Genomic DNA, 25,532 nt, shown 5'->3' with positions numbered 1-25,532 from the left:
ACTGTAACTACCCCATGAGCATCTGCGGCCATTAAACCAGCCCAAACCCCAGTACCTGTTACTCTAAAAATAATATGCACCCCTTTTGCTAGAGCTCCACCAGGTAATGCTCCAATCAATGCTCCTTTTAAGGCGGCAAGGGTGGCATCGCTTAAATTGAAATCACTACCAGGATCCCCTGTGTACACAATTATACCACCTGCTGCACCCGCCCCAGCTGAAATGGCAGCTCCTTTAATGACCGCTGCTAATGCGGGGGGAAGAAATACCAGGTCTCCTTTCACTTCCTGCATTTCATTATCAGATAGCATTCTTACAGCAGACGCATCCGCATCACCAAACGCATAAACCAAATCATCTCCACTAACACCTTGTGTTGTTGATGCGAATGTAATCGGGCTTGTTGTGCATATAGCGCTAACCAGAATCAACTTTTTAAACATATAAGTATCCTTTTATTTACAGTTTAATCTAGCTCGTTATTTACCCTACGAACTATAGAGGGCCATCAAACTTATAACGTATATTGATACTAACGTTGGAACCACTGTCTTCAGATAAATTTACATTTGTATTTAAGCTAATCGATAAATCTTCATTCCAGTGGTAACCCAGTCCAACTTCTAGGTTTGTCTTTGTTGTATTTATAGCAATTCGACGACTATTAATTTTTGACCTTGTTGCCATTGCATTTTCAACCCGCTAGTTAAGGTAATGTGTGAGTTGATGGCGAATGAAATTGCAGAGTTTATGCTTACTCGCATACCCTGTTTTATGTTATCTCCATTGACTTGGAATTCTTGGGTGTCTTGAGCCAATACAGACACTGACAATAAAATAGGGTCGTAACTACGATAAGTTACTAGCCCCAATGTCCCTGAAAAGGCAACCTTATCCCATGTTGGGTTAGACAAGTACCCTACTCTAAACAATCCAATTAGAGCTGGTGTATTGTTATCGGCTGAGATTTTATGACTTGCACCGAAATTAGCCCGTTTAGTGCCGCGAGCATCATTAGTAGCCCTATTTCCAAATTGAGATAAGCGTTCCTGGATATAAGAGTGGAAAAGGTTTATTGATGATTCTATATTTTTAGTATAACCATAGGATAGCCCAAAATTTTTATCAATAATATCAATGTTACTTCTGAAATTGGTTAGGGGCTGAAAGTCAGAGTCGTTAAAGTAATTAACGCCAAAATTAACTCTATAGCGGTTATTGGCTGTAAATATATCGTCTATTGTCAGAGGCGTTTGTGAGAAGCAGTCAATAGATACAAGGGAAAAGATAAGCAAATAAAGTAGCGTTGCAATCCATGCATGAAATATCCCCTAGTAAACCGGTAGGCAAAAGCTAACGATAGCTGAACTTCTTTATTTTTTATTTAGTAACAACAATTACTGTAGCCATAGTAAAAGATAGGGAACTGTCTGCTTTAAAATACTTTACGTAAACCAAGAAAAGTATTTAGGCGGAAAAACTTGCACCTAAATCATCATAATTTATTCATAAAAGAAGGGGGAGATTTTGAATAGTCCTACGATGTGTGTGGCCTGGTCAAATTCAATGGTGAATTTTTGAAGGAGCTATGGTTTCGATTGTTAGTGCACCCAAAGTGCTTTCAAATTAGATTGGCCTTTCGTAAGTGGCTGAATATTCTAAAAAAGTTTACCCTTTCTCCAATCCATCATCGGAGCAAGGGTGAATCTGCGATTGATTGTAGCCCTTGTTACATCTGTGCTTTCGGTTGATTTGTAAGGAGTTTCCGACAACTGATTTTGATCCGTTCTTAACTGGTTTTTCACGACTCGGTGCAACCAAAACCCAGGTAGCACCACGACAACTCATGCTTCCTTCATTCCCCTTGAGTTGAGGATATCAGGAAGGATTATATTGAGCGCAGTATAAACAAAAACGCCGCACATTGCGGGTTTCAAGGATACTTTCTCTTTATGGAGCGGCAATTTGAAAAGTCTATCCATCGTATGTGTTGAAGGTTCTGATAGCGGCTTGGTTGACAATCATCGGGTCAGAGTCGTCAACACCACGGGTAACGGAACCCCCTTGTTGGATTAGGTAAGGTACATGGTTGGGCAAAAGAAATCATTTCAATAAATAAACTCGAAATCTCTTCAGGTGACACGCTTAAGTACCTCACTTTTTAATCCGATACCAAAGAATTGTTCGATCTGTGCTTTAACTCGAAACGCTGAACTCATCAATGTGTGTTTTCCCATTACGCCTTCACGAAAAGATGGTCGTTCTGATAGGCGTTCGTACCAGGCTGTATAAGCAGGAAACAGTGCGCCAAAAGGATAACCGCATTCCATCAGGCGAACCGTTTTCATTGCCCAAATAATGTCTGCCATGGTGAGGGTGTTTCCGGTCAGAAATACCCTGCCATCCTGTAGTCGTTGTTCCTGTTGGCGAAAGGCTGAAGTGAGTTTGTCTAAGTGTTCGAGATAGACACTTTCGGGTATTGAGTGGTTATCGTAACCTTCGTAGAAGCTGATCAACTGTTCACCGTCTTCAGCGTTTTTTAACAAGGCTTTCAGTTGTCGCTCTTCCTTGTTTGACAAACGGGCGAGCCCACGAAGCCCCCATCGAAAGGTCACAAACCGTATTGATCTGTGCAGTTCCTTGCCGAGGTTTGTGAGTGCCTGTGCATCAGCCATCAAATCCGGGTCATGTTTTGGCACTAGGGGAGAGCCACCAAATGCCTCATCGAGGTACGCGACAATGTCCATGGATTCAATATGAAGTTCGCCGTCATGTACGAGTGCAGGTACGACGAGATTCGGTTGAATCTGTGCGTAGGTTTCTGACAAGTGCTCTTTTTTGGCCAGCGACACTTTCCTGCTGACCCAAGTGTGGTCTTCGCCGCGGCATGACGCAGCGTCAATGGCATTAAATTTTACTTCTCGACCCCTCACTAATCCCTTTTCATGCAGAGCAAAACGGACTCGCTGTGCGCATGGCGCGGCGTCATAGTGGAATAGGTGAATGCCTTCTAGTTTCTTGATGATTGGGCTTTTGGGGTTTTCAACTTTCATTGCGCTACTCTCCTCTGTATTTTTTGTACCTTATCGCATAAAATAAATTGAGATCAACTAATATTTTGCGAAAAGGTACAAAATGCCCAGAGGTCGACCAAGAAAATTTGATGAAGAGGCTGCTCTTAAAGGGGCCATGCTGTTGTTTTGGGAGAAAGGGCTGTCTGCGACTTCGCTCGATGATCTTGCACAAGCAATGAATATGAATCGGCCTAGTATCTACAATGCCTTTGGCAACAAAGATGAAATTTACCGAAAGGCCTTGGACAAGTTTTGTGGGCAGTTGGACCATGGGTTGGAGACGGCGCTGGAAGCGATACCTTCGCTCCACAAGGGGCTTGAAGCGTTTTTTGATCAAGCCTTGGAGGTCTATTGCGGAACCCATCCCGCAATGGGATGCTTAATGATTTGTACCGCACCCAGTGAAGCCTTATCCCATCCAGAGGTGGGAGAAGATTTACGAGGGTTGATCAGCAGGCTTGATAATGCCTTTACTCAGCGATTAAGGAGAGCGCAGAAGGAAGGTGAAATATCTAAAGACGTGCAACCTGAGCTTACGGCAAGCCTGCTGCAAGCAACGCTTCAAACTCTCGCGCTCAGAGCGAGAGCAGGTACTTCCAAACAAGAGTTGAAAAAGATTGCAGGGTACGCAGTGAAGAGACTCATTGAATGAATATAGATCGCTCTTCTTAGGGAATGTATACACGCCAACGTATGCGTATATTGATGAGCCTTGATCCCTAGTTATCCATTGTCGGCCCGAATTTCAACATCTGTTGATAATTGGTTTCAAAACGATCAGCAAGCCAGTTCATTAACGCACGAACACGCCCAAGTTGATGACGAATGGGTGGGCAGACCAGCGAGATAGGTGTTTCCTCAGACCATTCAGGTAGGGGGATGAAATGCATATACATGAATTCAAAAAATGCATTGACAAGATAAAAACTTCACATATACTTCACTATTCAAGTATATGTGAAGTGTGTGATTATGGAATCAGAATCGAAATATGGGGCGATTACCAAGAGCCTCTGGGTGAATACCGCCATCATCTCCAAACAATTGGATAATAGTTTAGGTGCCATTCATGGCATTGGTTTAACGGAATATATGGTTTTGCTTAATCTGATGCAGGCGCCGAATCGTGCGCTTCGGCGCATTGATATTGCTGAGGCCCTGGCGCGTACGGCTTCAGGTATCACCCGGATGCTAATGCCGATGGAGAAAATAGGCCTGGTTACAAAAGAGGCGAATGAGCGGGACGCTCGTGTCAGTTTGGTAAAAATAACGCCTGCAGGCGAGGAGTTGTTCAAGGAAGCGTCAACCACGCTTGATGCCAAATCAGAGACACTTTTAAAGAATATCGATTCTACAGATGCCGATAGCTTTTTAGATCTATTGCGAAGAATTTGAGGGTACACATATGACAGCCATTAGTGGAAGTTGCCTCTGCGGAAGTGTGGAGTTCAGTGTTAAGGATGAATTTATTTACGCCGGTTACTGCCATTGCTCCATGTGTAGAAAATCATCCGGTGCTTCAGGGACGGCAATAGGTGGAATTCCCAGAGAACACTTTACGATTACTCAAGGTGAAGAGTATGTGAAAACGTTTTGTCGAAGCACGGAAACGGTCTCTTGCTTTTGTGAGCACTGTGGTTCGACCCTGTACGGAGAAAAACCCGCTATCGGCATGGTGCACGTGAGGTACGGAGCATTAAATCGTTCCCCCAAGCTGTTACCACAGGCACATATGCACGTGTCGTCAAAAGCTGACTGGTATAACATTTCAGATTCACTGCCGCAGTTCAGTGAATTTCCGGCGGCACCGTAACAAAGGGTTAGATTGTCCTGAGGATGGCCCGGGTGTACCGGGCTGGCATGTCGCAAACAGGGTTTGCTTGGTTCACGCTACCCAATCAATCAAGAGTGGTGTGTTGAGTCATTGAGTCACTTTGTACTGTGGCAAATCTCTAAGCTGAGATTGATCGAACACTTGGTTTTGAAAGAGCTTGGGGTAATAGAAACCCTTAAGCTCTGCGTGATAGGCTCGAACACGGTCTTCATAATGGATGCTAGCTTGTAAATCCGTATGAGCCAGGGATTGCAATGACCGTTCAAGCAAAGAAGGCGGTGCAAGAAGTGCGGCCCAAGTAGCGAGTTGATCACGTCTCAACCGTCCATTTCTATAAGCATTGGATACCGGATCAGCTTGCTGGTCTCCCACTTGTTGAAAGGCATAATACCATTGCCATTCGAAAGAACTCTCTACGGGTTTGTAATCACGCCATTCTGGGTATTGTTCAAAAAAAGCATTCATTGTCGCTTCCCTGGGCAAATCCCAGGCGTCGTTCACGGCTTCACGTTGTAACATTAAAATGTCTGAACCAGAGGGCAGTTCGACCGCTTTGTCTATCGTAAGTCGAGCACCGGCTGGCAGTATTACTGCTGTGCATACCCACACCGTCACGAGAGACATGAGAATGACTGAACCAGTCTTGTTCCACGCTGAGAAAGCAGAGCAGAGGAGAGTCCAGAAAGCGACATACACAAACACATATAGGCAAGCGAATAGTAGTGTGCTGGCCTGAGTGCCGACGATGAATCCCGCTACAACAAGCGGTACGATGATGCAAACAAATAATGCAGCACCGCGTAAACCCGCGCGCAGTAACCAGAAGTTTCGCGCTTGGCCAACCGTGGCTTCCAACAGCTTATATCGACCGGCAATTCTCTCACCGCTGCGTAGATCGTATAGCAGAATAATGAGAATGAGCGGTATGATAAACGCCGTGAAGAATGCGAAATCAAAGCGGCCAATCAGTGCAAAGCTGGGATTGGCCACATCACGTTCATAGATCTGCCCTTCAAGAGCGAGCATTCTCACTCGGTGTTTCCAGGGTTGTGAGTCTCTCAGTCCCATCGCAGCAAAGGCGAAGTCTGAGGGTGCATCATAGCTCAGGTGGAAGCTGTAGTAGGCTGCGCTTCCCCAGCTTTTTTGTTTCTCCAGTTGTGCAACACGGTCTTGCTGATCGATCTTTATAAGGCGCTGGATGCTGGCATTTTGACGTTCCACTTCTGCAATGCCAAAGCCAAGCGATATTGCTGATAGGCCAAACACGATGGCCATCCAAAACCAAATGGTGCGATCACGCACGGTAAACTTTATCTCGCGTACCAGCGAATTGACGATGCTCATAGACTTATTTTCCCGCTACGCCATAAGAGTATTACAAAGGTGATTAACATCCAGATGATTAATTTTTGAATGGATGTTGATGCACTGGCGACGCGCTTTGAAATATCGGTGGTCTGAAATTGATACTTTTCCAGGACTTGCCAGTGAGAGGCGTCTACGCGTGCTCGTTGCCAGGATTCCTCATCTTTACTTCGATTAATATCATCCAGATAAGACAGCGATTCAGCATGCGCCCGATTTAGCCCTTGAACAAACGAAAAGCGTACGTTCTCGGCTTCTCTTTGGAAATGATGATAGTGTGCCAAGTCAGTTCCTGCGATTGAGCGAGAGGCGAGGGCAATGGCCAATGCCGGGGTAAACCAACCGTAGTTTTCCAGCTGATGTTCCTGTTGTAACTCGGCGGCCATGCGTGCATCGGCATAGTCATTGAGAACGTTGGTCAGTTTCTTTTCGGCACTCAAGGCTACTATGCCACGGTAATTCACTGGCAGATCTTCAATGCGCTCTACACCGTACTTTTTGAGTAAATCCGATCTCAATTTCTTAAATGCTGGGTCGTTGGCATTGTGGCCATCACCGAGTTTGCGAAGGTCTGCCAACATGGTGAGATCGCTTTCGATCTTACCGGCAGCCACGTTGGCGCTACTTGAACTGTTAACGGCAATAGAGGGGAGTACCAGAGTAAAGCCGAGCCAAAGGCCTATCATGGTCAGCAAGACGGTTGAGCGCTTTGTCAAGAGTGTGGATGCGAGCAGCGTTAGGCCGAGCCATAAAGTCAAATAAACAAAGTAGAGACCGAATAACAGCAATAGTGCGACTGGGCTTTCACCTTCTCCCATAGCCAGTGCACAGCTGGAAACAAGTGGACAAAGCAGAAGTAAAACAAAGGACTGCAATGCCAGGGCCTTGCCTGCGATCAGTTTTCGCCCACTGATCCCTATCGCCAGCAACGGAGCCAGTACTGCAGCCTCTCGTTCGCGGGCAATCGAGCCGTAACCCAGTAGGATAATAATGAGTGGCGCAAAGAGTTGATAAACCAATGCCGGACTTAACCAGGACAATCCGCCGAAATCAGCGCTGGCAGCCGACTCGGCAAACATCACGGTGTTTTGTCGATGACCCTCAAGAAAAATCGACTGGCCGGTGACGGTATCAAGGCCTGGATCGAATGTGGCGAGGGGGGCTGGTGTGCGAAAAAGGTAGTGTCCGTAATGTACCATCCTGTGTGGGTGACGATCGGGTTGAGATAAAAAAGTGTTTTCGGCCTCGGTTTGCTGATGACCACGTGAGTGGTTTTCGGCTTCCATGCGCAGCGCAGAAAGCAGGCTGGTAACCACAAAAAGTAACAAAAAGATGAGTGCCCCACCGAGGGCAAGTCTTGACTGAAGCCAATATCGCCACTCACTGGCAGCGATGAGTAATAACTGATTCATAGAGTTCACGCTGACTGCTGTGACGATAAGCGGGTATTTGATGAAAATGCTCGGTGTACGATTTCAGTATCGATACTTTCATTGCCTTCCGCAGAGAACTCACCCACTAACGTGCCGTTGTGGAGCAATCCGATTTTGTCGGCCACATGGCAGGCGCCATAAACATCATGGGTGACCATCAAAATGGATTTTCCACCATCGGCAAGTTTGCGAACAACTTGGTGAAGCTCGTCGATCGCATTAGGGTCAAGGCCTGAGGTCGGCTCGTCGAGCAGAAGGATATCGGTATCGCGCAATATGGCTAAGGCAATAGCGACTTTCTGCCGCATGCCTTTCGAGTAGCCACGGAGAACCCGATGCCGGGCTTCGGGTGCCAGCCCAACCTGATCAAGTGCTGTGTCGATTTGTGCTTGGCTTGCAGGGTTGCGGGCCAATTGTAAAAAGTAGTCAATGTTTTCTCGTGGGTTGAGATGCTCGTACAGTGATGCTGATTCCGGCAAGTAAGCGATGGCCTTGCGTGCAGAACGGATATCCTCGCTGACATTTTTTCCATTGATCTGGGCCTGGCCGCTTTGGGGTGTTAGAAATCCCAAAAAGCTAAGTAGGGTAGTTGATTTCCCCGCTCCGTTGCCACCTAATAATGCGTACACCTGTCCGGCATCCACTGAAAAAGTAATACCGTTCAGGACTTGTTTTCCTGAACGTTCAATATGTAGTGAGTTTGCTTGTAATTTCATCGTATTAAAACCGGAATGCTGCGGAAACTCGAACGGTGCGTGGAGTGCCAGGTTGAACCCAAACGTCTGCGAAGGAGTTGGTATAGTATTCTTCGTCCAACAAGTTGTTGATTTCAGCGCGTAATTCAATCGCGTTGGACAGTTCATAATTTGCAGCGATTTGCACTGTGGTGTAACTCGGCAATTTAAAATCTTGTCTGCTGAAAAATCCGTTGCGTTCATCAACATAAAGCAGACCGCTGATCAAACTCAGTGGCTTACCTGCGAGTTCGGTTCGTTGAACCAGTCGCAGGCTCAACTGCTGTTCAGGGATATTGAGCAGATCGGAACCGGCCGGTACCTCTGTGCCAAAGTTGGGATCATTAAACGCATTCTCAGTTTCTGCGTCGATATAGGCGTACGACAGCCACAGGCTCAGGGAGTCGGTCACATTGCCGTGTAAGTCGAGCTCGACACCCTGGCTGCCAGCTTCACCAATTGCCGTTGCATTAAAATCGGCATCCACCGTTGAGATATTCGATTGTTCAACATCAAAGATCGCAAGGGTTCCTTCCAGTAGACCCTCGTTAAGGGTGAAGTTGATACCCACTTCGGTGGATTTGGATTGGTTAGGCTCAAGGTGGTTGTCATCGGTTGCCCCTGAAAGCGGGCGGAAATTTTCGCCATAGGCCGCGTACAGAGACAGGGAATCGGTGGCTTTATACACCACACCAAACTGAGGGCTCAGCTGAGTTTCAGAATAGTTAGAGGTGCGGTTTGATCGCCGGTTGTGAAGTTCCTGATCGTAATCGTCGAAGCGTATGCCCAAACGGATGTCCAGATTATCATTCAAGCTGATCTGGTCTTGAATGTAGACGCCCAGTGATTCTTGGGTCTCCACTCGGTCGGTGTTAGGCAAGGGCTGGGGGAGAGCGTAGGCGCCATACACCGGGTTAAAGACATTGATTTCCTGATTGGATTGTCGGTTTCGAATGCGCAGGAAAAACTGATCGTTTTCAAATTCATCGGCGTCAACACCTATGATGATCCGATGCTCAAGTTCACCGGTTGTGAAGCTGCCAGTGAGTTCAGCCCGGAGCACTTGGTACGTTGCATCATAGTCGCGGTATCGGCGAAATCGTCCGAAATTGCCGTTTGCATCTGGGGCCGAAAATCCGTTTTCAGTTGCGAAACCTTCGAGAGAAGTATCTCGGTAGTTGAAACCAACCAGTGTGCTCCAATTACCATTAAAGTCATGTTGAAACTCCAGTTGATGTCCCAGCACGTCGGTTTCCATTGGGCCATCACCGGGCTCGCCGAGGAAACGGTTTTCAGGAATTAAACCTAATTGACCATCAATGGCGATGACACCGCGATCAAAAGGAATTTCCTGATGACTGTATTCCAGTTCGTAGACCAGTTGGCTCTGTTCGCCGAAACGATAGATAAACGAGGGGCTTAGGCCCTGCTTTTGCGTGTCAATGGTGTCTCTGAAGCTCTCGGCGTCTTCGTAGAAGCCGACAATCCGTACGGCGAAGTTGTCAGAAAGGGGGGATGTCCAATCGATATCACTGCGGTAGGTACTGTGACTACCGGCGGATAATCGCAGCTCACCTTTGGTTTCAAAGGTAGGGCGTTTGGTGACCAGGTTAATGGTACCACCAGGTTCACCTCGTCCAAACAGAGCCGCGCGAGGGCCTTTGAGTACTTCGACAGACTCAATTCCGGACAAATCGCGGGCGCCACCAAATCCCCGTCCAGCGTTGAATCCGTTGACGAGATAATTGCTGGGCAGATTTTCATCGCCAACAAATCCGCGTAGGGCAAAACTGTTCCAAAGACCGCCAAAGTTATTTTGACGGGCGACAGAGCTGGAAAGGTCCAGGGCCTGATTAAGATCCAAGGCGCCTGCGTCGCGCAGGGTTTTGGCATCAATGCTTAGCTCTGATTGTGGAATTTCTAGGCTCGTGAATTCTCCCCGGTAGGCCTGACGAGTGCCTACCACAAGCACATTTTCGATTTCCTGGCGGGCCGACTCCCCACTCTGAGCGTTGCTGTGATGAGCCAGAAATAAGCTATTGGAAAGGATTGCGACGTAAAGCAGAGTCTTCTGTCGAGAAGGGTTGTTCACTTTAAGCTCCTAAATTGACATGCGGTTTTTTGTGATGGCGAGTACGTCTAAAAAGCTACTCAAATTCAACAATGTTATGTTATAACGTATCATTAGTTTGGGAGCTTGTCTAACATTTACCGAGCCTGCTCAAGTTGACCCTACTGATGTGATTGAGCTGACGTCGTCGAGAAATGTGTTTTACCTGCATGCTGAGCGTTTTGATGGTCGGTACTTCCCTGACACACCAACGAATTTAGAAAGTGTTCTCACTGAAAGAGGAAAAACGTGACTAACGACAACCAGAAAATACCCACACAGCAACGCCTGATGTCCATCGATGCTCTCCGGGGGTTGGTGATGTTATTCATGCTTGTAGATCACGTCCGAGAGACGATTTATCTGCACATGCAGGTGGGGGATCCCATGGATGCAGGTTGTGTGGATATCGGATTGTTTTTCACCCGCTTACTCAGCACGATTTGTGCTCCTGCGTTTGTGTTTTTAACGGGTCTTTCCGCGTATCTCTATGGTCAATCCCATTGTCGACATGAAACATCCATGTTTCTACTCAAGCGCGGACTTTTCTTGATGGTGTTGGAGGTTACGGTGATCGGTTTTGCGTGGACGGGGCAGTTTCCTCCTGAAAAACTTTTCCTCCAAGTGATCTGGGCTATCGGCGTTAGTATGGTTGCATTGGCGGCCTTGATTCATCTGCCTCGCCTCGCTTTAGCCACGTTGGCGATTTTGATTATTGGCGGTCATAACTTACTTGACGGCGTGTCATTCGCAACGGATAGCGGTTTATACATCCCATGGGCAATGCTGCATGATCGGGAAATTTTTGATATTGGTTTTGGAATACAGGCAAAAACGACTTACCCGGTTCTGGCTTGGATAGGCGTGATCAGCCTGGGCTATATCGTTGGCCCCTGGTTTGGCAAACTTGCCAATGCCAGCGAGCGCCAGAAAAATCTGATGAAGTGCGGGCTGGCCATGTTGCTGGCGTTTGTGGTGATTCGTGTTCTGAATGTTTATGGTGACCAGCCTTGGCAACTCTATGACGAAACCATCCGAACATTGATGTCCTTTGTCAATCTCAGCAAGTATCCACCTTCCTTGTTGTTTCTTCTGTCAACATTGGGGGTGAGTTTTATATTACTGGCTTACTTTGAAAAAACTCAGAAGGGCAATTGGGCCATCGATCGGTTGGCCGTCTTGGGAGGTGCGCCGATGTTTTTCTATATTTTTCACCTCTACGCACTCAAAATTCTCTATTTGTGTGCGCTGATGCTATTTGGCAAAACAAAGGGCGCGTACTATGGCGTAGATCAGCTGTCCACGGTTTGGCTATGGAGTCTCGCGTTGGTTGTGCCATTGTATTATCCGTCTGCCTGGTTCGCCAAATTGAAGAGCCGGCGCCGGGATATTCGATGGCTGCGCTATTTATGATCGTGAGAGGTTGATTCGGAGGGGACTGGTAGCCTGATGGACGCGCTTAAATTAGAATCAATGTCCTAGCACTTGATTATCTGTCGCGGTTTTCTTTTGCCTTTCGTGGCGAAATGACAGATAAACATCGAGTAGAACATGAGTCGAACAATGAACGCGCAACAAAGAGGCATTTATGAGTCCCTTCAAATGGAAAAACATGGTCACGATTGGATTGGTGTTCACGGCTGCTCTGCAAGCCGGTGCAGTTCATGCAGAGCTGAGTGCTCTGGAGAAGAGCATAGTCCAGCACGTCGATACTCAATTGCCTTTGGCCCTGGACGAGCTTAAAACTGCGGTCAATATCAACAGCGGAACAATGAACTTTGCCGGTGTTGAGCAAGTCGGGCGCTTATATCAACAACAGTTTGATGCGTTGGGTTTCCACACCGAGTGGATTCCCGGGAAAGCCTTTAATCGCGCCGGGCATTTGCAGGCCAGTTATGGAACGCGTGGCCCGAAAATTTTAATGATCGGTCATCTGGATACGGTATTTACCAAGGATGATCAATTTCAGGCGTACCGTGACTTGGGCAATGGCAAGGTTGCTGGGCCGGGTATCACGGATATGAAAGGCGGCAACACCATTGTGGTGGCGGCGCTGCGGGCGCTGAAGGCTGAAGGTGTGTTGGATGATATGCAGGTTCGTGTCCTGTTTACCGGCGATGAAGAAAGCAGCGGCAAACCCCTATCGCTCTCCAAAAAAGCCATTGTTGAAGGTGCCAAATGGGCGGATATTGCTCTCGGTTTTGAAGACGGCGACAGTAACATTAAAACGGCGGTCATTGCCCGACGGGGTTCTATGGGGTGGCGTTTGGAGGTCAGTGGGCGTCCGGCGCATTCCTCTCAGGTATTTACTGATGCCGTGGGTTATGGTGCGGCCTACGAAGTGGCCAGAATTTTAAATGAGTTCCGTCAGAAAATTGATGGTCTGGGTGCGGCTACAGTAAATCCAGGTTTATTGGTAGCGGGCAATAAGTCCCTCGAGCTGGATGTTAATAATGCTGAGGCTATGGCAGGTAAAAGTAACATCGTGGCACAAACGGCGATAGTGAAGGGTGATCTGCGTACCTTGAGCCCGGAAGAGTTGGCTAGAGCGCAGGCCACCATGAACGAAATTGTGCAAAGTAATCTTAAACATACATCGGCAAAGCTGAGCTTCGCCGAGGGTTATCCCCCCATGCCGCCGACTGAGGCGAATCGAAAGCTGTTGGCGCAGTACAGTCAGGTCAGTGAAGAATTAAATTATGGCCCTGTAACACCGGTTAATCCTCGTAAAGCCGGAGCTGCGGACATCTCGTTTGCGGCCGATTATGTGGATATGGCTCTGGATGGCTTGGGACTCATGGGCTCGGGTGGTCACACCCGTGATGAAGTCGCCGACATGGACAGCTTTAAAAAGAACATCCATAAAGCAGCAATTTTAATGCACCGACTGGCCAAACAACACACACCGTGACAGCTTTGGAAGGCTAGAGCAAACCAACACATGAGCCAGGAACAAGCAAGTTATCTCCACATTCCCACGATACCGACAGGCTTTGTGCGGCACTTGGCTGAGCCTTTGATGGAGAGGGATACATTCCCACCGGCTCTGGTTGAACCCTATCGTGAATTACTGAACAGCCGTAAGGTCACGGTTGCGCAATACAGTCAGTTCACTGAGCGATTGTGCGACGCCCTGGAAGACGAGTGGTTGGGCTTACTCGATAAAGCCGTTCCTCTGGGCAGTCATGTTGCGCTTCTCCATTTGTTGTATCCCAGTCCGGATCTGGGCACGGCGCTGGGTAATCTGAATCGCTTTTACAGTTTGTTTGTCGATGGTGATGCAGAGCTGTTCGACTTGAGCGAGTGGGACAGTCAACAAAAGGTAGTGATCAACCAACATCATTCTGCGGTTCATTTGCAAATTGCCGCTTTGATGAGAGTGCTGAAGTTATTGTCCTGGCTATGTCAGGAACAATTGCCACTTGTGCGCCTCGCTTTCAGTTGTGAGGCGATGCCTTTTGACAAAGAGTTCGCCTATTTGTTTGGGGCCTGGCCGAGCTATGGTCATCGCCGCGCATATATTCAATTTCATTCTGATGTAGGTTCGACAGCCATTGCTCCGGCGATCAGCGCGGAGCAGTATGCGGCCAACAACCATGTGCATTCTTTATTGTGGCGCAGTGAAGGCGATCTTGAAAAAAAGGTCTATGGGGATATCGCCAAGCATCTTGCAGGCGGTCGATTTTCTGCCGCTGATGTTGCCGAGCGGCTTCATCTTTCGCGTCATACATTGGGGCGTCGTTTGAAGGAGCAGCACAGTAGCTACTCTGACATTCTGTCCCGAGTGCGAAAAGATAAAGCGCTGCACTATTTGCACAGTGCAGATCGGCCTATGCAGAGCATTGAGCAACTGGCTGAGACGTTGGGTTATGTAGAAATGGCGTCATTCAGCCGAGCTTTTAAGCAATGGTTTGCCTGTTCTCCAAAGCAGTACTGGCGGCGTCATGTGGTTGGCTTGCAAAAAAAAGACAAATAACTGCGGCGATCTGATCTTCAAGCTCGTGCAGCGCCACTCTATATTAGCCTCATAGCCAGTTACCTATTTGGAGCCAGTCATGAGTGACGATCGCAGTCTCGATGCCTATCACGCCCTTGAAACCGCCAATAAATATAAGAAAACCCATTCCAATGCCGGTGAGCGCGTCGATCCGGACTTACTTCAGCAATATTTGAAGCAAGTGCTTGAGGAGGGTTATGTGGTCATTCCTGATTTATTGAGTCAGGAGCAGATCGATCTGATTCGCTCTGCCGTGGAACCCTTGCTGGGCCACCGGGGGCGAAATTTTTTCGAGGGTGAACTGACCCAGAGAATTTATTCTGTGATGGCGAAAACCTTTGCTTTGAATCCGATGGTCGAGCACCCGATGATTTTGGCCCTGCTCGATGCGGTGTTAATGCCCAGTTATCTTTTGTCGCAGTTACAAGTCATTAATATTCTTCCTGGTGAACAGCAGCAACCCCTACATGCCGATGATGGTTATGTGCAAATACCCCGCCCCAGAAAGTTTGTCAGTGCGGCGACCGTTTGGGCGATTGATGATTTTAGGGAGGAGAACGGCGGGACGACCATTATTCCCGGGTCTCATCACTGGGGAGACAAACAACCGGGTGAGGACGATCTCAAACGTCAGGTCAGCTGTGAAATGAAGGCCGGTTCGGCGGTCTTTTTTCTGGGAACCTTATGGCATGGTGGTGGTGCCAATGTATCTGATCAGCCTCGTCTTGCGGCTACGGCGCAATATTGTGAAGGTTTTATCCGCCCCCAGGAAAATTTCAGTTTGTCGGTGCCACTGGAGCGTGCGGCGCAGTGCTCTGAAGACATCAAGCGCATGTTGGGGTATTCAATCTTCGGACCGTTTATGGGTATGGTGGATGGCAAACACCCCAAACGGATACTGGAGCCTTATCTGAAGCCCAATCTTTCGTAAATAGTCAGTGCTTGAAAACAAAAAACGCGGCCATTGTTGCCGCGTTTTTTGTGTGCTGTGAACTGTGAGAGTTTATGGTTTATTGGCTCGCAGTTTAAATTCAACACTCGGCAGATTTTCCCCCAGCAGTTCAATTGGACGCCATTGTTGCTGGCTGAACATGTGGCTTTGGTCCACAAAGTGCGGTGATTCTGGATCGTGGGCTTGGCCATAGCTCAAGAACATTTCGCCTTCCGGTCCTTGCTCGGTGAACTGCAGGGCCATAACAAAACAGGAACCGTAGTTCACCGGATAAACCGCCTCGCTACCATGACGTGTTTGACGCTTGCGCAGTGGACTGAAGGGCTGCTTGCTGGCTGGTGTGCCTACATCTGCCAGGGCCAATTCAGAATGTCCGCGATTGCGAGTGCGGGCCTGAGAATAGTTGAAAATACCTTCCCAGGAATACGCTCCAGTCACCGGAATCGGCGCTAAACCCTTGGCTTTGGCGATGTGTTGGATATCACCCAGTTTTGCGTCCAGAGCAACGTTATTGTCTTCCAGTCGCTTTGCCGCTCGGGCCAGGGCAAGAAGGATTGGGTCTTCGCCGTCTCCCGCTGGAGCGAGTGCGCCAGGCGTCATGGCGGGTTTAGTTGGATCGAAGGCATTGGCGAAGAGCTTATCGCTCAAGTCACGATGTGCCGGTACGCGGAATTCAGCCAGGAACTCACGCATAATGTGTGCGCCACGACTCTCCAGCAGATAACGGCCATCCCAATTCGCCAATGCGTTACAGGCGGCGGTTAAATCGTAGTCTTGGCCATCCAGATTTTGTTGTGGGTTGGCCTGGCAGCGTGCCACAAGATCGGCTAGGAGCTGCTGCCCAAACAGGGATTCATTGCCGGTAAACACAGCTTTCAGCTCGTCGATGTCGAAACGATTGTCTTCGCCGGCGGGCTGGCCAGCACTGCGATTACTGATCAGCAGGGCATTGAAACGTGTGCGAGGGCTACGATGGCTTTTTTCAGGGCCGTAGACAATGCTGTAACCTTCCAGGGGTTCTTCAAGATGGCTCAGCCAGTGACTGGAATTGGCGTTAAACACATAGTCTGAACGCAACGCTTTCGGTGCTTCGCTGATTGGGATCAGGCCACTTTGGCGGGCGCCGTCGGTGGCTTGCCATTCGTAAGTGGGGTCGTTGCCAGGCAGCAGAATTGTACCGGCACCATCGCGCCAGATACCTGCGAGTTTCGGGCTTTGTGAGGCTTTACGCCAATAGGCTTCCGCCTGTTCGCTGAGTTTGGGTGTCTGGGTTCCATCAATGTACAGCACGCGCCCATCTTTGGCGGCCATCATGGTATTGACCCAGGGAATAGAACGGTGATCTTCAAAGGCTTGCATGAACGCTTCCGGAGATTCCGCTTTGGCCATAGCCACCCAGTGGCTCAGCATACCAATGTTGTCGAGGTTGGCGTCACGTAGGCTGATGGCAGACTTGGCATTCCAACCCAGATTGGGTGACAGTGAGGCGAGGTTAACAATAGGACCAAAGTGGCTGCCATAGACTTTATGATCTTGTGGCTTTAGCTGCCCATCGGGCTGTTTAACCTCAATGGTCACAGTGTGGCTGACGATGTCTCGGTAATCATCACCGTAGCGATAGCGCATTGGGTTGTTCGGATCTAATTCCAATTGATAAAGCGTGAATCGTTTGGATTGGGATACGGTGTGAGTCCAGCCCAGGTGCTCGTTAAAACCAATACTGATGCCGGGCAGGCCGATCATGCCAACGCCCGCGACGTTCAGTTCGCCAGGGATGGTCAGGTGCTGTTGATAAAAGCGCAGTTCGCCGTCGTAAGGAAAATGTGGGTTGGCCATCAACAGGCTATTGGCACCAGCCACTTTGTCTTTGCCCAGTGCCCAGCCGTTGCTGCCAATACCTTTGGCGGTGAGCACATGTTCCGCATCGAGAACTGGGGGGGAGAAGGCTACTTTTTCGGCCGGCGGTTTGGCGCTGGCAATGGCGCCAATAAAAGCGCGGCTGCTGGACAGCATGGCGAGATCCATGTGGTAGGCCAACAGCTCAGACACCTTAACCGGGTTCACCCAGTCGGCGCCTCGGCAGGGCGAAGGGTAGTCCTCGGGGCTGTTACGTTCGACGAGGTTCTGATTAAAACCATCGGTATACCCCTGCAATAAATCCTGCATAGCCGGATCGAGCTGAGGATAAAGTTGCTCAGCTCGATGCACCAGATTGAATGAGCGATAGGCGATGTCTGAGAGCAGGTATTTATGCTTCGGCCCGGCACCAAGATAGCGAGCGCTTTCTCCACGGACATTGCGAATTTGTTCCGCCAAGGTGCATAGGTTTTCGCGTGCCTGCATATAGCCGGTTGCATAACCCAGGCTGCTGTAATCCTTGGCCACTATGTGGGGCACGCCGTATTTGTCCAGATGCACATCCGCTGAGTAATCATGCTGTTCGACCGCCGCTGGCGCTTTGGTTGCGGCTTGCTGGACGGTATCGGTTTCCGACGATGGGCTGCAAGCGCTTAAGCAAGCGATGCCTAGAATGGATGCGGGGATCAGTGCGGTATTTAGGTTCAAACGAAACGAGGGGTGGGCGATAGTGCGTTTTGATCGCTGAAACATTGATGAGTCCTTAGGGTTCTTATTATCTCGGGGTGACGGTTTTGGCTCAGTATATCGCTCTACTTGCTTAATAAAACCGACTTTACGCAAATTGTGCACTTCTTCGGTATTTTTGGGGAAAGCTGACGCTCATTGTGTGCATAGTGTCGTGCTCAATCTTTCATCGCCATGGCCGATAGCAAACCCATGAGCTATAGATTGCGTGTTTGATGTTGGGGTAGTGAATGCGACTGCTGAAAGTACAAGCCGAAAACCTGCGCCCGGGCATGTTTGTCGCTGAGTTGGATCGTCCCTGGTTGGATACCCCCTTTGCCTTGCAAGGCTTCGTCGTTCAGAATGCCGAAGAGGTGGACTATATTGGTCGCTATGTGGACTATGTCTATATCGATGCAGACTATGCTGGTTCTAATCTCTTTCTCCCCAAACGCCCCCAGCAGGAAGAGACCCTAAAAGACCGCCTCAGTATCAAAGCCGAGTTCGAACAAGCAAAAACCTCTTTCCTCTCGGCCAGTGAATCCCTCGACAAGGTATTTAATGCCCTCAACAATGGTGTGCAAACCGATATTCGTATTGTGCGAGAATCGGTTCAGCCACTGATCGATGGCGTTTTCAATAATAAAGAAGCTATGGCCGTGTTGGTGCGACTGAAGGCATCGTCGGACTATCGCTACCAACATGGCATATCCATGGCCGTTTGGGCCGCTATTTTGGGGCGCCATATTGGTCTTCCGCTTGATGAGTTAGAAAAACTGGTCGTGGGCTGTGCGATGTGTGACGTGGGTATGACGCGCTTGCCCGATGAAATCTTCAAGCAAATTGGAGGGCTGAGTGACTACCAGCGACAGATGGTTGAGCTGCACACCCATCTCGGTATGCAGATGGTCGATGACAATGGCAACGCCGATCTTGAAATTCTCAGCATGATTCGAAGCCACCATGAACGCATGGACGGCAGTGGGTATCCCGACGGTCTGAAAGGCAACGATATTCCCTTATTTGCCCGGATTGCCGGCTTGGTGGATGCCTACGACGCCATGATTACTCCACGCCCTTATGCGCCGGGCGTGTCTTCCTATGATGCGATTCAGGAATTGATTCAAAGCAAGGGGGTGTTATTTCAAGATGCATTAGTCGAGCAATTCGTTCAGGCGATTGGTTTGTTTCCAACGGGTTCGCTGGTTGAACTGAATACGGGTGAAGTTGGGATTGTCGTGAAGCAGAACGATATTCGCCGCCTGAAACCTGAGGTCGTGATTGTCCTCGATAAATTCAAACGCAAACTGGACGCACTGCGGCTGATTGATTTGTCCAGTGATGACATCGGTAACATCAGTTGGATTGTGCAAGGGTTGCGGCCCGGTAGTTATGATGTGAACAGCGAAGAGTATTTCATATGAACCAGGACGTTCATAAAGAAAACCTGGAAAAACCTGGCGTGGGTACTGCTCACTACATCGGCATTATTGAAATTGCCGATTATGATGGACTGGCAGCGCTGCATGGCCCGGCGTCCGCCTTGCTTCTGCTGGATGAGTTTCACCGACGTATGACGTCGTGGGTGCGCCCAATTGATCAAAGTAAAATTCTGAAAGACGGTCGTTTTCTGGTGTCTCTATCCGGTGTGGCTGATGATGCTCAGTTGCAATTGGCGGCTGCGAAATTGGAGCGTTTGTTTTCCCAGCCCTGCGAACTGATGGGGATATCATCACCGATCGGTTATCACGCCGGTTTTTGTCTGCATAAAGGCGATCAATCAACATCGGAAAAGACATTGTTGCATTGCCGCATTGCACTTCGTCAGGCGCGCAAGGCCGCGCTGCCCATGCAGATTTTTCAACAGGAATTTCAGGTTGGGATCGATGACGAATCGCGTCTGGTCGATGAGCTGGAGCAGGCTTTGGAACGCGGTGAGTTTCGTTTGTACTACCAGGTTAAAATACACACGGGCTACCGAACGGCGATTGGCGCTGAAGCGCTTATGCGTTGGCATTGCCCGAATAAAAAAGTCATGATGCCCGGTCAATTTATCGATGTGGCGGAACGTCATGGTGTGATTCGGCCGATGACTTGGTGGGTACTGAAATCAGCCATTGCGCGCTTGAGTAAATGGCCGGAAGCCTTGGGCATTTCGGTGAATGTTCCGCCCAGTCTTTTATTGGATGATGAAATCATCACAGTGCTGGAAGACGCACTTGCCATCTACAGTGTGGCACCTGAGCGACTGACTCTGGAAATCACGGAAAACCTGATGATCAGCGATTACGAGCAGTTGATGCTTCGCCTGAATAAATTGCACCAAATGGGGGTGCGTATTTCCATTGATGATTTTGGAACGGGCTATTCCTCCCTGGCGCAATTTCGCTCTCTGCCTGCCCATGAATTAAAAATTGATAAAGGCTTTGTGATGACCATGCTGGATTCTGATAAAGACCTCGCTATTGTTAAGGCGGTGATTGGCCTGGCTCGAAATTTTGGTATGCGCGTGGTTGCGGAAGGTGTCGAAGACGAAGCCACAGCCAAAGTGTTGAGCGAATTGGGGGCGGATCAACTCCAAGGCTTCTTCTTCGACAAGGCCTTACCTGTGGAAGATTTTGAAAAGCGTTATGTGAATTAAGCAAGCCTTACCGTTTCTCCAGCACTGCCGCCTATGCCCTGAAAGAATACTTCATGCCGTGATATGTGACTCTATTGCGCTCGGCTTTTGCTGGGCGTTGCTACATTGTAATAGCTGTGCTACTGTTTCGCTACTACAATGTAGCATCTCGCAGTGGCTGAGGTGTTTCCTATGACCTATAGATTGATCAGGCACTGTATCAAGTGAAAAAGCTTCCGGATTTGAGCAAAGCAGAATATGAGATTCTGCGGGTGTTATGGCGTACGGGTGACAGTACGGTTCGTCTCGTCCATGACCAGCTTAATGAATCTACTGAGTGGGCCTATACCACCACCAAGACCCATATGGACCGAATGGTAAAGCGTGGTTTGTTGGCACGTTGTGATACCGAGGACGGCATTCAATACCGGGCTCTGTTGTCCAAACCTGAAGGGCTGGCGAATATGGTACGTTATTTTGCTGAACGGGTTTTGGAGCTGGATGGCCAGTCGGTTGTTTCCATGTTTGCCAAAAGTGAAGCCTTGAGCAAGCAGGAAATCAAACAACTGAAAAGCTTGTTGGATACGCATTCGGACAATGACAATGACTGAGTTGATGGCTTCTGTTTTGAATGTTCTCTATCAACAATCCATCTGGGCGGGAATATTGTTTCCGGCGGTTCTAGTGTTTGCCTATGGACTTCGTCGCGCTTATCCCGGCCTATTGATGGCGATCTGGTTATTGATTCCCCTGCGTTTGATTGCGCCAACTGACCTGGCGTTTGAATACAGTTTGGCTGAGTGGTTGAGTACTCTGCCCATCGCAGATGTGATGCCGGCACCGGGGATAGAACGCGTGGCCGAGGGCGCTGCAGGCGTTTATAGCCACGCTGAGTTTTCGGTTGATTCAGATTTAAGTGCAATCGAGTACACTTTGTTCGCTCTGTGGTTGTGCGGTTTTCTGTGGTGTCTGTTGAGGTTTTTGAAGGCGAGAAGGCATCTGCGCAAGCTTGCCAGGCAGGCTAAGAGTCTTAAGTTCGGTGAGTGCCACTCTATGTTGCAAGAAGCCCGTGCGGCGTTCTCTTGTCGGCGTCGCATCCAGCTGGTGATCAGTTCAAACTCCCATTCCGCTTATACCCTCGGTACGATCCAGCCGATTATTTGTTTACCCGGCAAGCTCTGGTGCAAGCTGAGTCGTGAAGATCAACGTGCAATTATTTATCACGAGGTGGCTCACGTGAAAGCTTGCGATGATTTATTGCTCTATGGCTTGAATCTGATTCGCTGTGCCTTCTTTTTCCACCCGGCGATCTGTTATGCCCAGGCGCAGATTTCCCAGCAACGCGAGCGTTTGACGGATATTGCCGTCGTGCAAAGCAACAAGATACCGCCGAGGCAATACGCCAGAGCATTGCTGAATTATATTGAACAATCCACCTTGCATCGGTTCGAATCGGTTGCGCCGGGGGTGGGTGGGCAATACCTGCTAATGAAAATAAGGATAGAAGCAATGATGAGTAATCGTGTTACTCCGCTTCCTTGGCAGAAGGTCGCGGCATTATTACTGATGGCCTTGATGATGGGGCTGGTTCTGCCAATGGATACACTGGCGAAATCTGGGCAGCTCGACAAAACGGAAGCGCTCACGTTCAGTCCTCCTATGGACCCGTCGTGGATTTCATCGAATTTTGGTATGCGAAAGCATCCGCTGACGGGCAAGAAAAAGTTTCACAAAGGCATCGATTTGCCGGCAGCCTTGGGAACGGAAGTGTATGCCGTTGCCGCGGGTAAAGTGTTACGTATCAAGAGTGATAGTGTGAACAAACCCAATTATGTGGTGATTGATCATGGTCAGGGCTTGGTCAGCCGGTACTTCCAAATTGGCGAGGTACAGGTCGAGGTGAATGAGCAGGTTCAACCTGGGCAAGTCATTGCTAAGATTGCCAGCCCTTATCTGGGGACCGGTCCTCATTTGCATTTTGAATTACACAAAGACAATAAAGCGATAGACCCGCTATTGTATTTATATCAATAGTCTTTGTATCAAACCTTCGAGTTACAGCGGTTTTATCAAAACGATTGATGCCGGCCTTCATATTGATATGCAGATCGAACCTGCCGAAAAGGGCGTTTGGCTATGACGTAAACGCCCCTTGTTTCGACTCAGCTTGCCGCTTGCAAACGCTCCTCTACAAAATCCAGGCGATCCTGACCAAAGAACATTTCACCATCCAGAAACATTGTCGGTGCGCCAAATATTTTTCGCTCGGCCGCCGCTTCGGTGTTGCTGATGAGCTCAGCTTTGATGTCACTGCCTTGACTCAATTCGATCAAGGCCTGGGCATCCAGACCAGCATCGTTTAACGTTGCGGCGACGATGTCCATATCCCCCATGTTTTTTTCTTCCTGCCAGAGGGCTTGATAAACACAATCGACATAGCGTTCGAAACATCCGAGCTTCTGGGCTGCGAGAGCGGCACGCATCAGATAGAGGGTGTTGATGGGAAAATGAGGGTTAAAGCTGAGCTCCACCTGATAGCGTTTGCTGAAACGCGGTAAGTCATGGAGCAGCATATATTCACCCTTGGTGGGAATGGCAACGGGTGAGGTGTTCCCGGTGGCTTTGAAGATACCGCCCAGCAACATGGCTTTGTAATCGATGGTGCAGTGGTATTGCGCTTTGAGTTGCTGCAGGCGTTTGTGGGCGAGAAAGGCGGTTGGGCTGCCAAAGTCAAAGTAAAATTCTATGGTTTTGCTCATGGCCGGGTTCCTGACAGTAAGAGGGTAAAAGGAATTGTTTTACGGTCGTTCCATTGGGGTATTGAGGTTTTGCGCTTACAGGTTCTATTATGGAACCTGATAATAAAACGCATCGTTGAATAGGTCAAAGATAACAGACGGCTTCCGTTCTGGTGGCGGTTCCGAAAAGCGCTAGTGGCAACCTCGGGCTTCTGTTTTAATGTCGCAGCTACAAACCCGCCGGGGGTTTGAGACTGAGGGGAATGTTGTGTCGTTTAAAGACAGTGTCATGCTGGTGTTATTGGCCGCGATCTGGGGTGGGTCCTTTTTGTTTATGCGTTATGCCGTGCCCGAGCTCGGGGTGGCACCACTGATTTTTCTACGCGTCGGGTTGGCAGCCCTGTTTCTGTTGCCCATCTTGTTGTGGCAGGGTAAGGGCGCCGAGCTGAAGCGCGTGTGGGTACCGAGTTTTGTGAATGGCTGGGGTAACTCGGCGATTCCGTTCTGTTTAATCGCCTATTCCCTACTGACTCTAAGTTCAGGCTTTGCCTCGATTCTGAATGCGGTGACCCCGATCGCGACGGCGGTGGTTGGATTCTTATGGCTCCGAGAGGGAATGTCCTGGCTCAAAGCATTGGGCATGTTGATTGGCATCGCCGGGGTGACCTTATTGGCCTGGAATAAGTTGTATGTCAGTCAGGAAGACACTTGGCAGGTCGCTCTGGCAATCGGGGCGGGCATACTGGCGACGCTGTTTTATGCGATATCCGCGATCTTTACCAAACGCTATCTGACGGGCATCGACAGTATGGTCTTGTCGACGGGGTCTATGCTGGGTGCCAGTGTTTTGTTGCTGCCCCTGGCCATTGTGTACTGGCCGGAGACCCCGATCAGCCTGTTGAGCTGGTTAGCGGCCGTTGCCCTGGCGATTATTTGTTCGGCTTTGGCCTATTTGATGTTCTTCCGCCTGATTCACACGGTTGGGCCAGCACGGGCGACGACGGTGACGTTTATTGTGCCGGTATTTGGCATGCTGTGGGGAGCGACGCTGCTGGATGAAGACGTTTCCCTCACCATGCTGCTGGCGTCGGCGATTACTCTGTTTGGTACTGGATTGGCGACGGGTTTGCTTGGCAACCGACAGGAGAGTTGATTTTCGCCGACTCAGTGTCGGCGAGGAGTCGTCGATTTCGATTGGGGTGGGGTGCCATAAGGCGCCGGGCGAAAGGTCGCTCAGTTCAGCAAAGCCTTATCGTCCTCACTGCTGATTGTGCTTAAACTGGCGGGGAACTCACGGGTGGCCGCGCGGCAGGGTTCCTGAGGAGCGGTATTGGCTTCCATAAAGGCGAAGTAGTCTTCGCTCAAGGTCCGCCCAGGGGCTCTTCGGTCACTGGACTTACGACGCTTGCGGTGAAACAAGTCCAGGGGAAGATCTTTACAACGGTCATGTTCCAGGCGTCGGTCTGCTCCTTTACGCCGGTCGACAAAAATCTTACTCATACGCATCAAACCTATATTTACCGCCCAAGTATAGTACAAAAAGACCTGGGCGCCATTTTCCATGTTTCTGTTGTGGTTATTCTTCTTATTCCAGATTAGGTCGAGCTGTCTGGACTGCCTGTCGCATTTAAAAGTTCGCTATAATGCGCCTTGTTGATGCCAGGGTCTAGCCCTAGGCCAGAATTGACCAGGGCACTAATGAGCAAACCATTGAACCCCCCTGACCCCAGAAACCGCAGTAGGACAGACATGTCAGAGCAGAGAAACGAAGGCCCGATTCAGACGGCCATTATTGATAAGTTGCAAGCGTTATCCCCAAGCCATCTTGAAGTGCACAATGAGAGTCATATGCACAATGTGCCGGCAGGTTCGGAGTCTCATTTCAAGGTGATTCTGGTCAGCGAAGCCTTCAAGGGTTTGCGCCAGGTGCCTCGTCATCAGAAAATTTATGGCCTCTTGGCGGATGAAATGGCCGGCCCGGTTCACGCTTTGGCATTGCATACCTTCAGCCCTGAAGAATGGCCAGGTCAATCAGTTCCGGAGTCCCCCAATTGTCTGGGTGGCAGTTTGCACGACAAGAAAGGGGCATAGG

General features: G+C 49.3%; 23 protein-coding genes. 13 read left to right on the top strand and 10 right to left on the bottom strand.

What is annotated here, in order from left to right:
• From ABWW03_RS14890 to ABWW03_RS14880, 3 genes are all read right to left on the bottom strand, one after another.
• The coding region (locus ABWW03_RS14890) for a hypothetical protein (protein ID WP_353409484.1) at positions 1-443 on the bottom strand (443 nt) is incomplete at its 3' end.
• Positions 444-644: 201 nt separating this feature from the next.
• Positions 645-1,295: a hypothetical protein gene (locus ABWW03_RS14885; RefSeq protein ID WP_353409482.1), complete on the bottom strand. Its 651-nt coding sequence runs from the start codon at positions 1,293-1,295 to the stop codon at positions 645-647.
• An 837-nt stretch (positions 1,296-2,132) separates the two neighbouring features.
• On the bottom strand, positions 2,133-3,053 hold the full coding sequence (locus ABWW03_RS14880) for a glutathione S-transferase family protein (RefSeq protein WP_353409480.1): 921 nt from the start codon (positions 3,051-3,053) through the stop codon (positions 2,133-2,135).
• Positions 3,054-3,135: 82 nt separating this feature from the next.
• Here ABWW03_RS14880 and ABWW03_RS14875 point away from each other — a divergent pair, with 82 nt between their 5' ends.
• The 3 genes from ABWW03_RS14875 to ABWW03_RS14865 all read left to right on the top strand — a co-directional run bounded on the left by ABWW03_RS14875 (position 3,136) and on the right by ABWW03_RS14865 (position 4,887).
• Positions 3,136-3,726, top strand: coding sequence for a TetR/AcrR family transcriptional regulator (locus ABWW03_RS14875; protein ID WP_353409478.1), 591 nt, complete (start codon positions 3,136-3,138; stop codon positions 3,724-3,726).
• A gap of 320 nt (positions 3,727-4,046) precedes the next feature.
• Positions 4,047-4,469 (top strand): MarR family winged helix-turn-helix transcriptional regulator, encoded by a 423-nt coding sequence (locus ABWW03_RS14870; RefSeq protein ID WP_353409476.1) that lies wholly within the window; start codon positions 4,047-4,049, stop codon positions 4,467-4,469.
• Positions 4,470-4,479: 10 nt separating this feature from the next.
• Positions 4,480-4,887 carry a GFA family protein gene (locus ABWW03_RS14865; RefSeq protein ID WP_353409474.1) on the top strand — a complete coding sequence of 136 codons (408 nt, stop codon included), beginning with the start codon at positions 4,480-4,482 and terminating at the stop codon, positions 4,885-4,887.
• 108 nt (positions 4,888-4,995) lie between these two features.
• Here the strand turns inward: ABWW03_RS14865 and ABWW03_RS14860 are convergent, their stop codons facing one another.
• From ABWW03_RS14860 to ABWW03_RS14845, 4 genes are read right to left on the bottom strand one after another with little or no spacing between them, the layout of a single operon-like run.
• A complete protein-coding gene (locus ABWW03_RS14860) occupies positions 4,996-6,252 on the bottom strand; it encodes a DUF3526 domain-containing protein (protein WP_353409472.1) in 1,257 nt (418 codons plus the stop codon).
• Complete coding sequence (locus tag ABWW03_RS14855; protein WP_353409470.1) at positions 6,249-7,685, bottom strand: ABC transporter permease; 1,437 nt, start codon at positions 7,683-7,685, stop codon at positions 6,249-6,251. The genes ABWW03_RS14860 and ABWW03_RS14855 overlap by 4 nt, the downstream gene beginning before the upstream one ends.
• A gap of 5 nt (positions 7,686-7,690) precedes the next feature.
• On the bottom strand, positions 7,691-8,422 hold the full coding sequence (locus ABWW03_RS14850; protein ID WP_353409467.1) for an ABC transporter ATP-binding protein: 732 nt from the start codon (positions 8,420-8,422) through the stop codon (positions 7,691-7,693).
• A 4-nt stretch (positions 8,423-8,426) separates the two neighbouring features.
• Positions 8,427-10,532, bottom strand: coding sequence for a TonB-dependent siderophore receptor (locus ABWW03_RS14845; protein WP_353409465.1), 2,106 nt, complete (start codon positions 10,530-10,532; stop codon positions 8,427-8,429).
• A 309-nt stretch (positions 10,533-10,841) separates the two neighbouring features.
• On the opposite strand from ABWW03_RS14845, the gene ABWW03_RS14840 reads away from it, so the two are divergent.
• The 4 genes from ABWW03_RS14840 to ABWW03_RS14825 all read left to right on the top strand — a co-directional run bounded on the left by ABWW03_RS14840 (position 10,842) and on the right by ABWW03_RS14825 (position 15,478).
• Entirely contained in the window at positions 10,842-11,963 is a 1,122-nt protein-coding gene (locus ABWW03_RS14840) for a DUF1624 domain-containing protein (RefSeq protein ID WP_353409463.1), read from the top strand.
• A 175-nt stretch (positions 11,964-12,138) separates the two neighbouring features.
• Positions 12,139-13,461 (top strand): M20/M25/M40 family metallo-hydrolase, encoded by a 1,323-nt coding sequence (locus ABWW03_RS14835; RefSeq protein WP_353409461.1) that lies wholly within the window; start codon positions 12,139-12,141, stop codon positions 13,459-13,461.
• A gap of 30 nt (positions 13,462-13,491) precedes the next feature.
• A complete protein-coding gene (locus ABWW03_RS14830) occupies positions 13,492-14,526 on the top strand; it encodes an AraC family transcriptional regulator (RefSeq protein ID WP_353409459.1) in 1,035 nt (344 codons plus the stop codon).
• Between the two features lie 79 nt (positions 14,527-14,605).
• Positions 14,606-15,478 carry a phytanoyl-CoA dioxygenase family protein gene (locus ABWW03_RS14825; RefSeq protein WP_353409457.1) on the top strand — a complete coding sequence of 291 codons (873 nt, stop codon included), beginning with the start codon at positions 14,606-14,608 and terminating at the stop codon, positions 15,476-15,478.
• A 72-nt stretch (positions 15,479-15,550) separates the two neighbouring features.
• Here the strand turns inward: ABWW03_RS14825 and ABWW03_RS14820 are convergent, their stop codons facing one another.
• A complete protein-coding gene (locus ABWW03_RS14820; RefSeq protein ID WP_353409455.1) occupies positions 15,551-18,109 on the bottom strand; it encodes a penicillin acylase family protein in 2,559 nt (852 codons plus the stop codon).
• 224 nt (positions 18,110-18,333) lie between these two features.
• Between ABWW03_RS14820 and ABWW03_RS14815 the strand changes: the two genes are divergently transcribed.
• The 4 genes from ABWW03_RS14815 to ABWW03_RS14800 all read left to right on the top strand — a co-directional run bounded on the left by ABWW03_RS14815 (position 18,334) and on the right by ABWW03_RS14800 (position 22,736).
• Complete coding sequence (locus ABWW03_RS14815; protein WP_353409453.1) at positions 18,334-19,506, top strand: HD-GYP domain-containing protein; 1,173 nt, start codon at positions 18,334-18,336, stop codon at positions 19,504-19,506.
• Complete coding sequence (locus tag ABWW03_RS14810) at positions 19,503-20,723, top strand: putative bifunctional diguanylate cyclase/phosphodiesterase (protein WP_353409451.1); 1,221 nt, start codon at positions 19,503-19,505, stop codon at positions 20,721-20,723. The genes ABWW03_RS14815 and ABWW03_RS14810 overlap by 4 nt, the downstream gene beginning before the upstream one ends.
• Before the next feature lie 221 nt (positions 20,724-20,944).
• Positions 20,945-21,313, top strand: coding sequence for a BlaI/MecI/CopY family transcriptional regulator (locus ABWW03_RS14805; protein ID WP_353409449.1), 369 nt, complete (start codon positions 20,945-20,947; stop codon positions 21,311-21,313).
• On the top strand, positions 21,306-22,736 hold the full coding sequence (locus ABWW03_RS14800) for a M23/M56 family metallopeptidase (RefSeq protein ID WP_353409447.1): 1,431 nt from the start codon (positions 21,306-21,308) through the stop codon (positions 22,734-22,736). The genes ABWW03_RS14805 and ABWW03_RS14800 overlap by 8 nt, the downstream gene beginning before the upstream one ends.
• A gap of 128 nt (positions 22,737-22,864) precedes the next feature.
• On the opposite strand, the gene ABWW03_RS14795 is transcribed toward ABWW03_RS14800, so the two are convergent.
• Complete coding sequence (locus ABWW03_RS14795; protein ID WP_353409445.1) at positions 22,865-23,461, bottom strand: 2-hydroxychromene-2-carboxylate isomerase; 597 nt, start codon at positions 23,459-23,461, stop codon at positions 22,865-22,867.
• A 247-nt stretch (positions 23,462-23,708) separates the two neighbouring features.
• Between ABWW03_RS14795 and ABWW03_RS14790 the strand changes: the two genes are divergently transcribed.
• Positions 23,709-24,593, top strand: coding sequence for a DMT family transporter (locus ABWW03_RS14790; RefSeq protein WP_353409443.1), 885 nt, complete (start codon positions 23,709-23,711; stop codon positions 24,591-24,593).
• Positions 24,594-24,673: 80 nt separating this feature from the next.
• Here ABWW03_RS14790 and ABWW03_RS14785 read toward each other — a convergent pair whose 3' ends face one another.
• Positions 24,674-24,940, bottom strand: a complete 267-nt coding sequence (locus ABWW03_RS14785; RefSeq protein ID WP_353409441.1) for a hypothetical protein — start codon at positions 24,938-24,940, stop codon at positions 24,674-24,676.
• 249 nt (positions 24,941-25,189) lie between these two features.
• On the opposite strand from ABWW03_RS14785, the gene ABWW03_RS14780 reads away from it, so the two are divergent.
• Positions 25,190-25,531, top strand: coding sequence for a BolA family protein (locus tag ABWW03_RS14780; RefSeq protein WP_353409439.1), 342 nt, complete (start codon positions 25,190-25,192; stop codon positions 25,529-25,531).
• The last annotated feature ends 1 nt before the right edge of the window (position 25,532 follow it).

This window comes from Pseudoteredinibacter isoporae, assembly GCF_040372805.1.
GTDB classification, from domain to species: Bacteria; Pseudomonadota; Gammaproteobacteria; order Pseudomonadales; family Cellvibrionaceae; genus Pseudoteredinibacter; species Pseudoteredinibacter isoporae_A.
The sequence above is the reverse complement of the archived record's forward strand: the minus strand, read 5'-3'. Positions and strand labels throughout refer to the sequence as shown.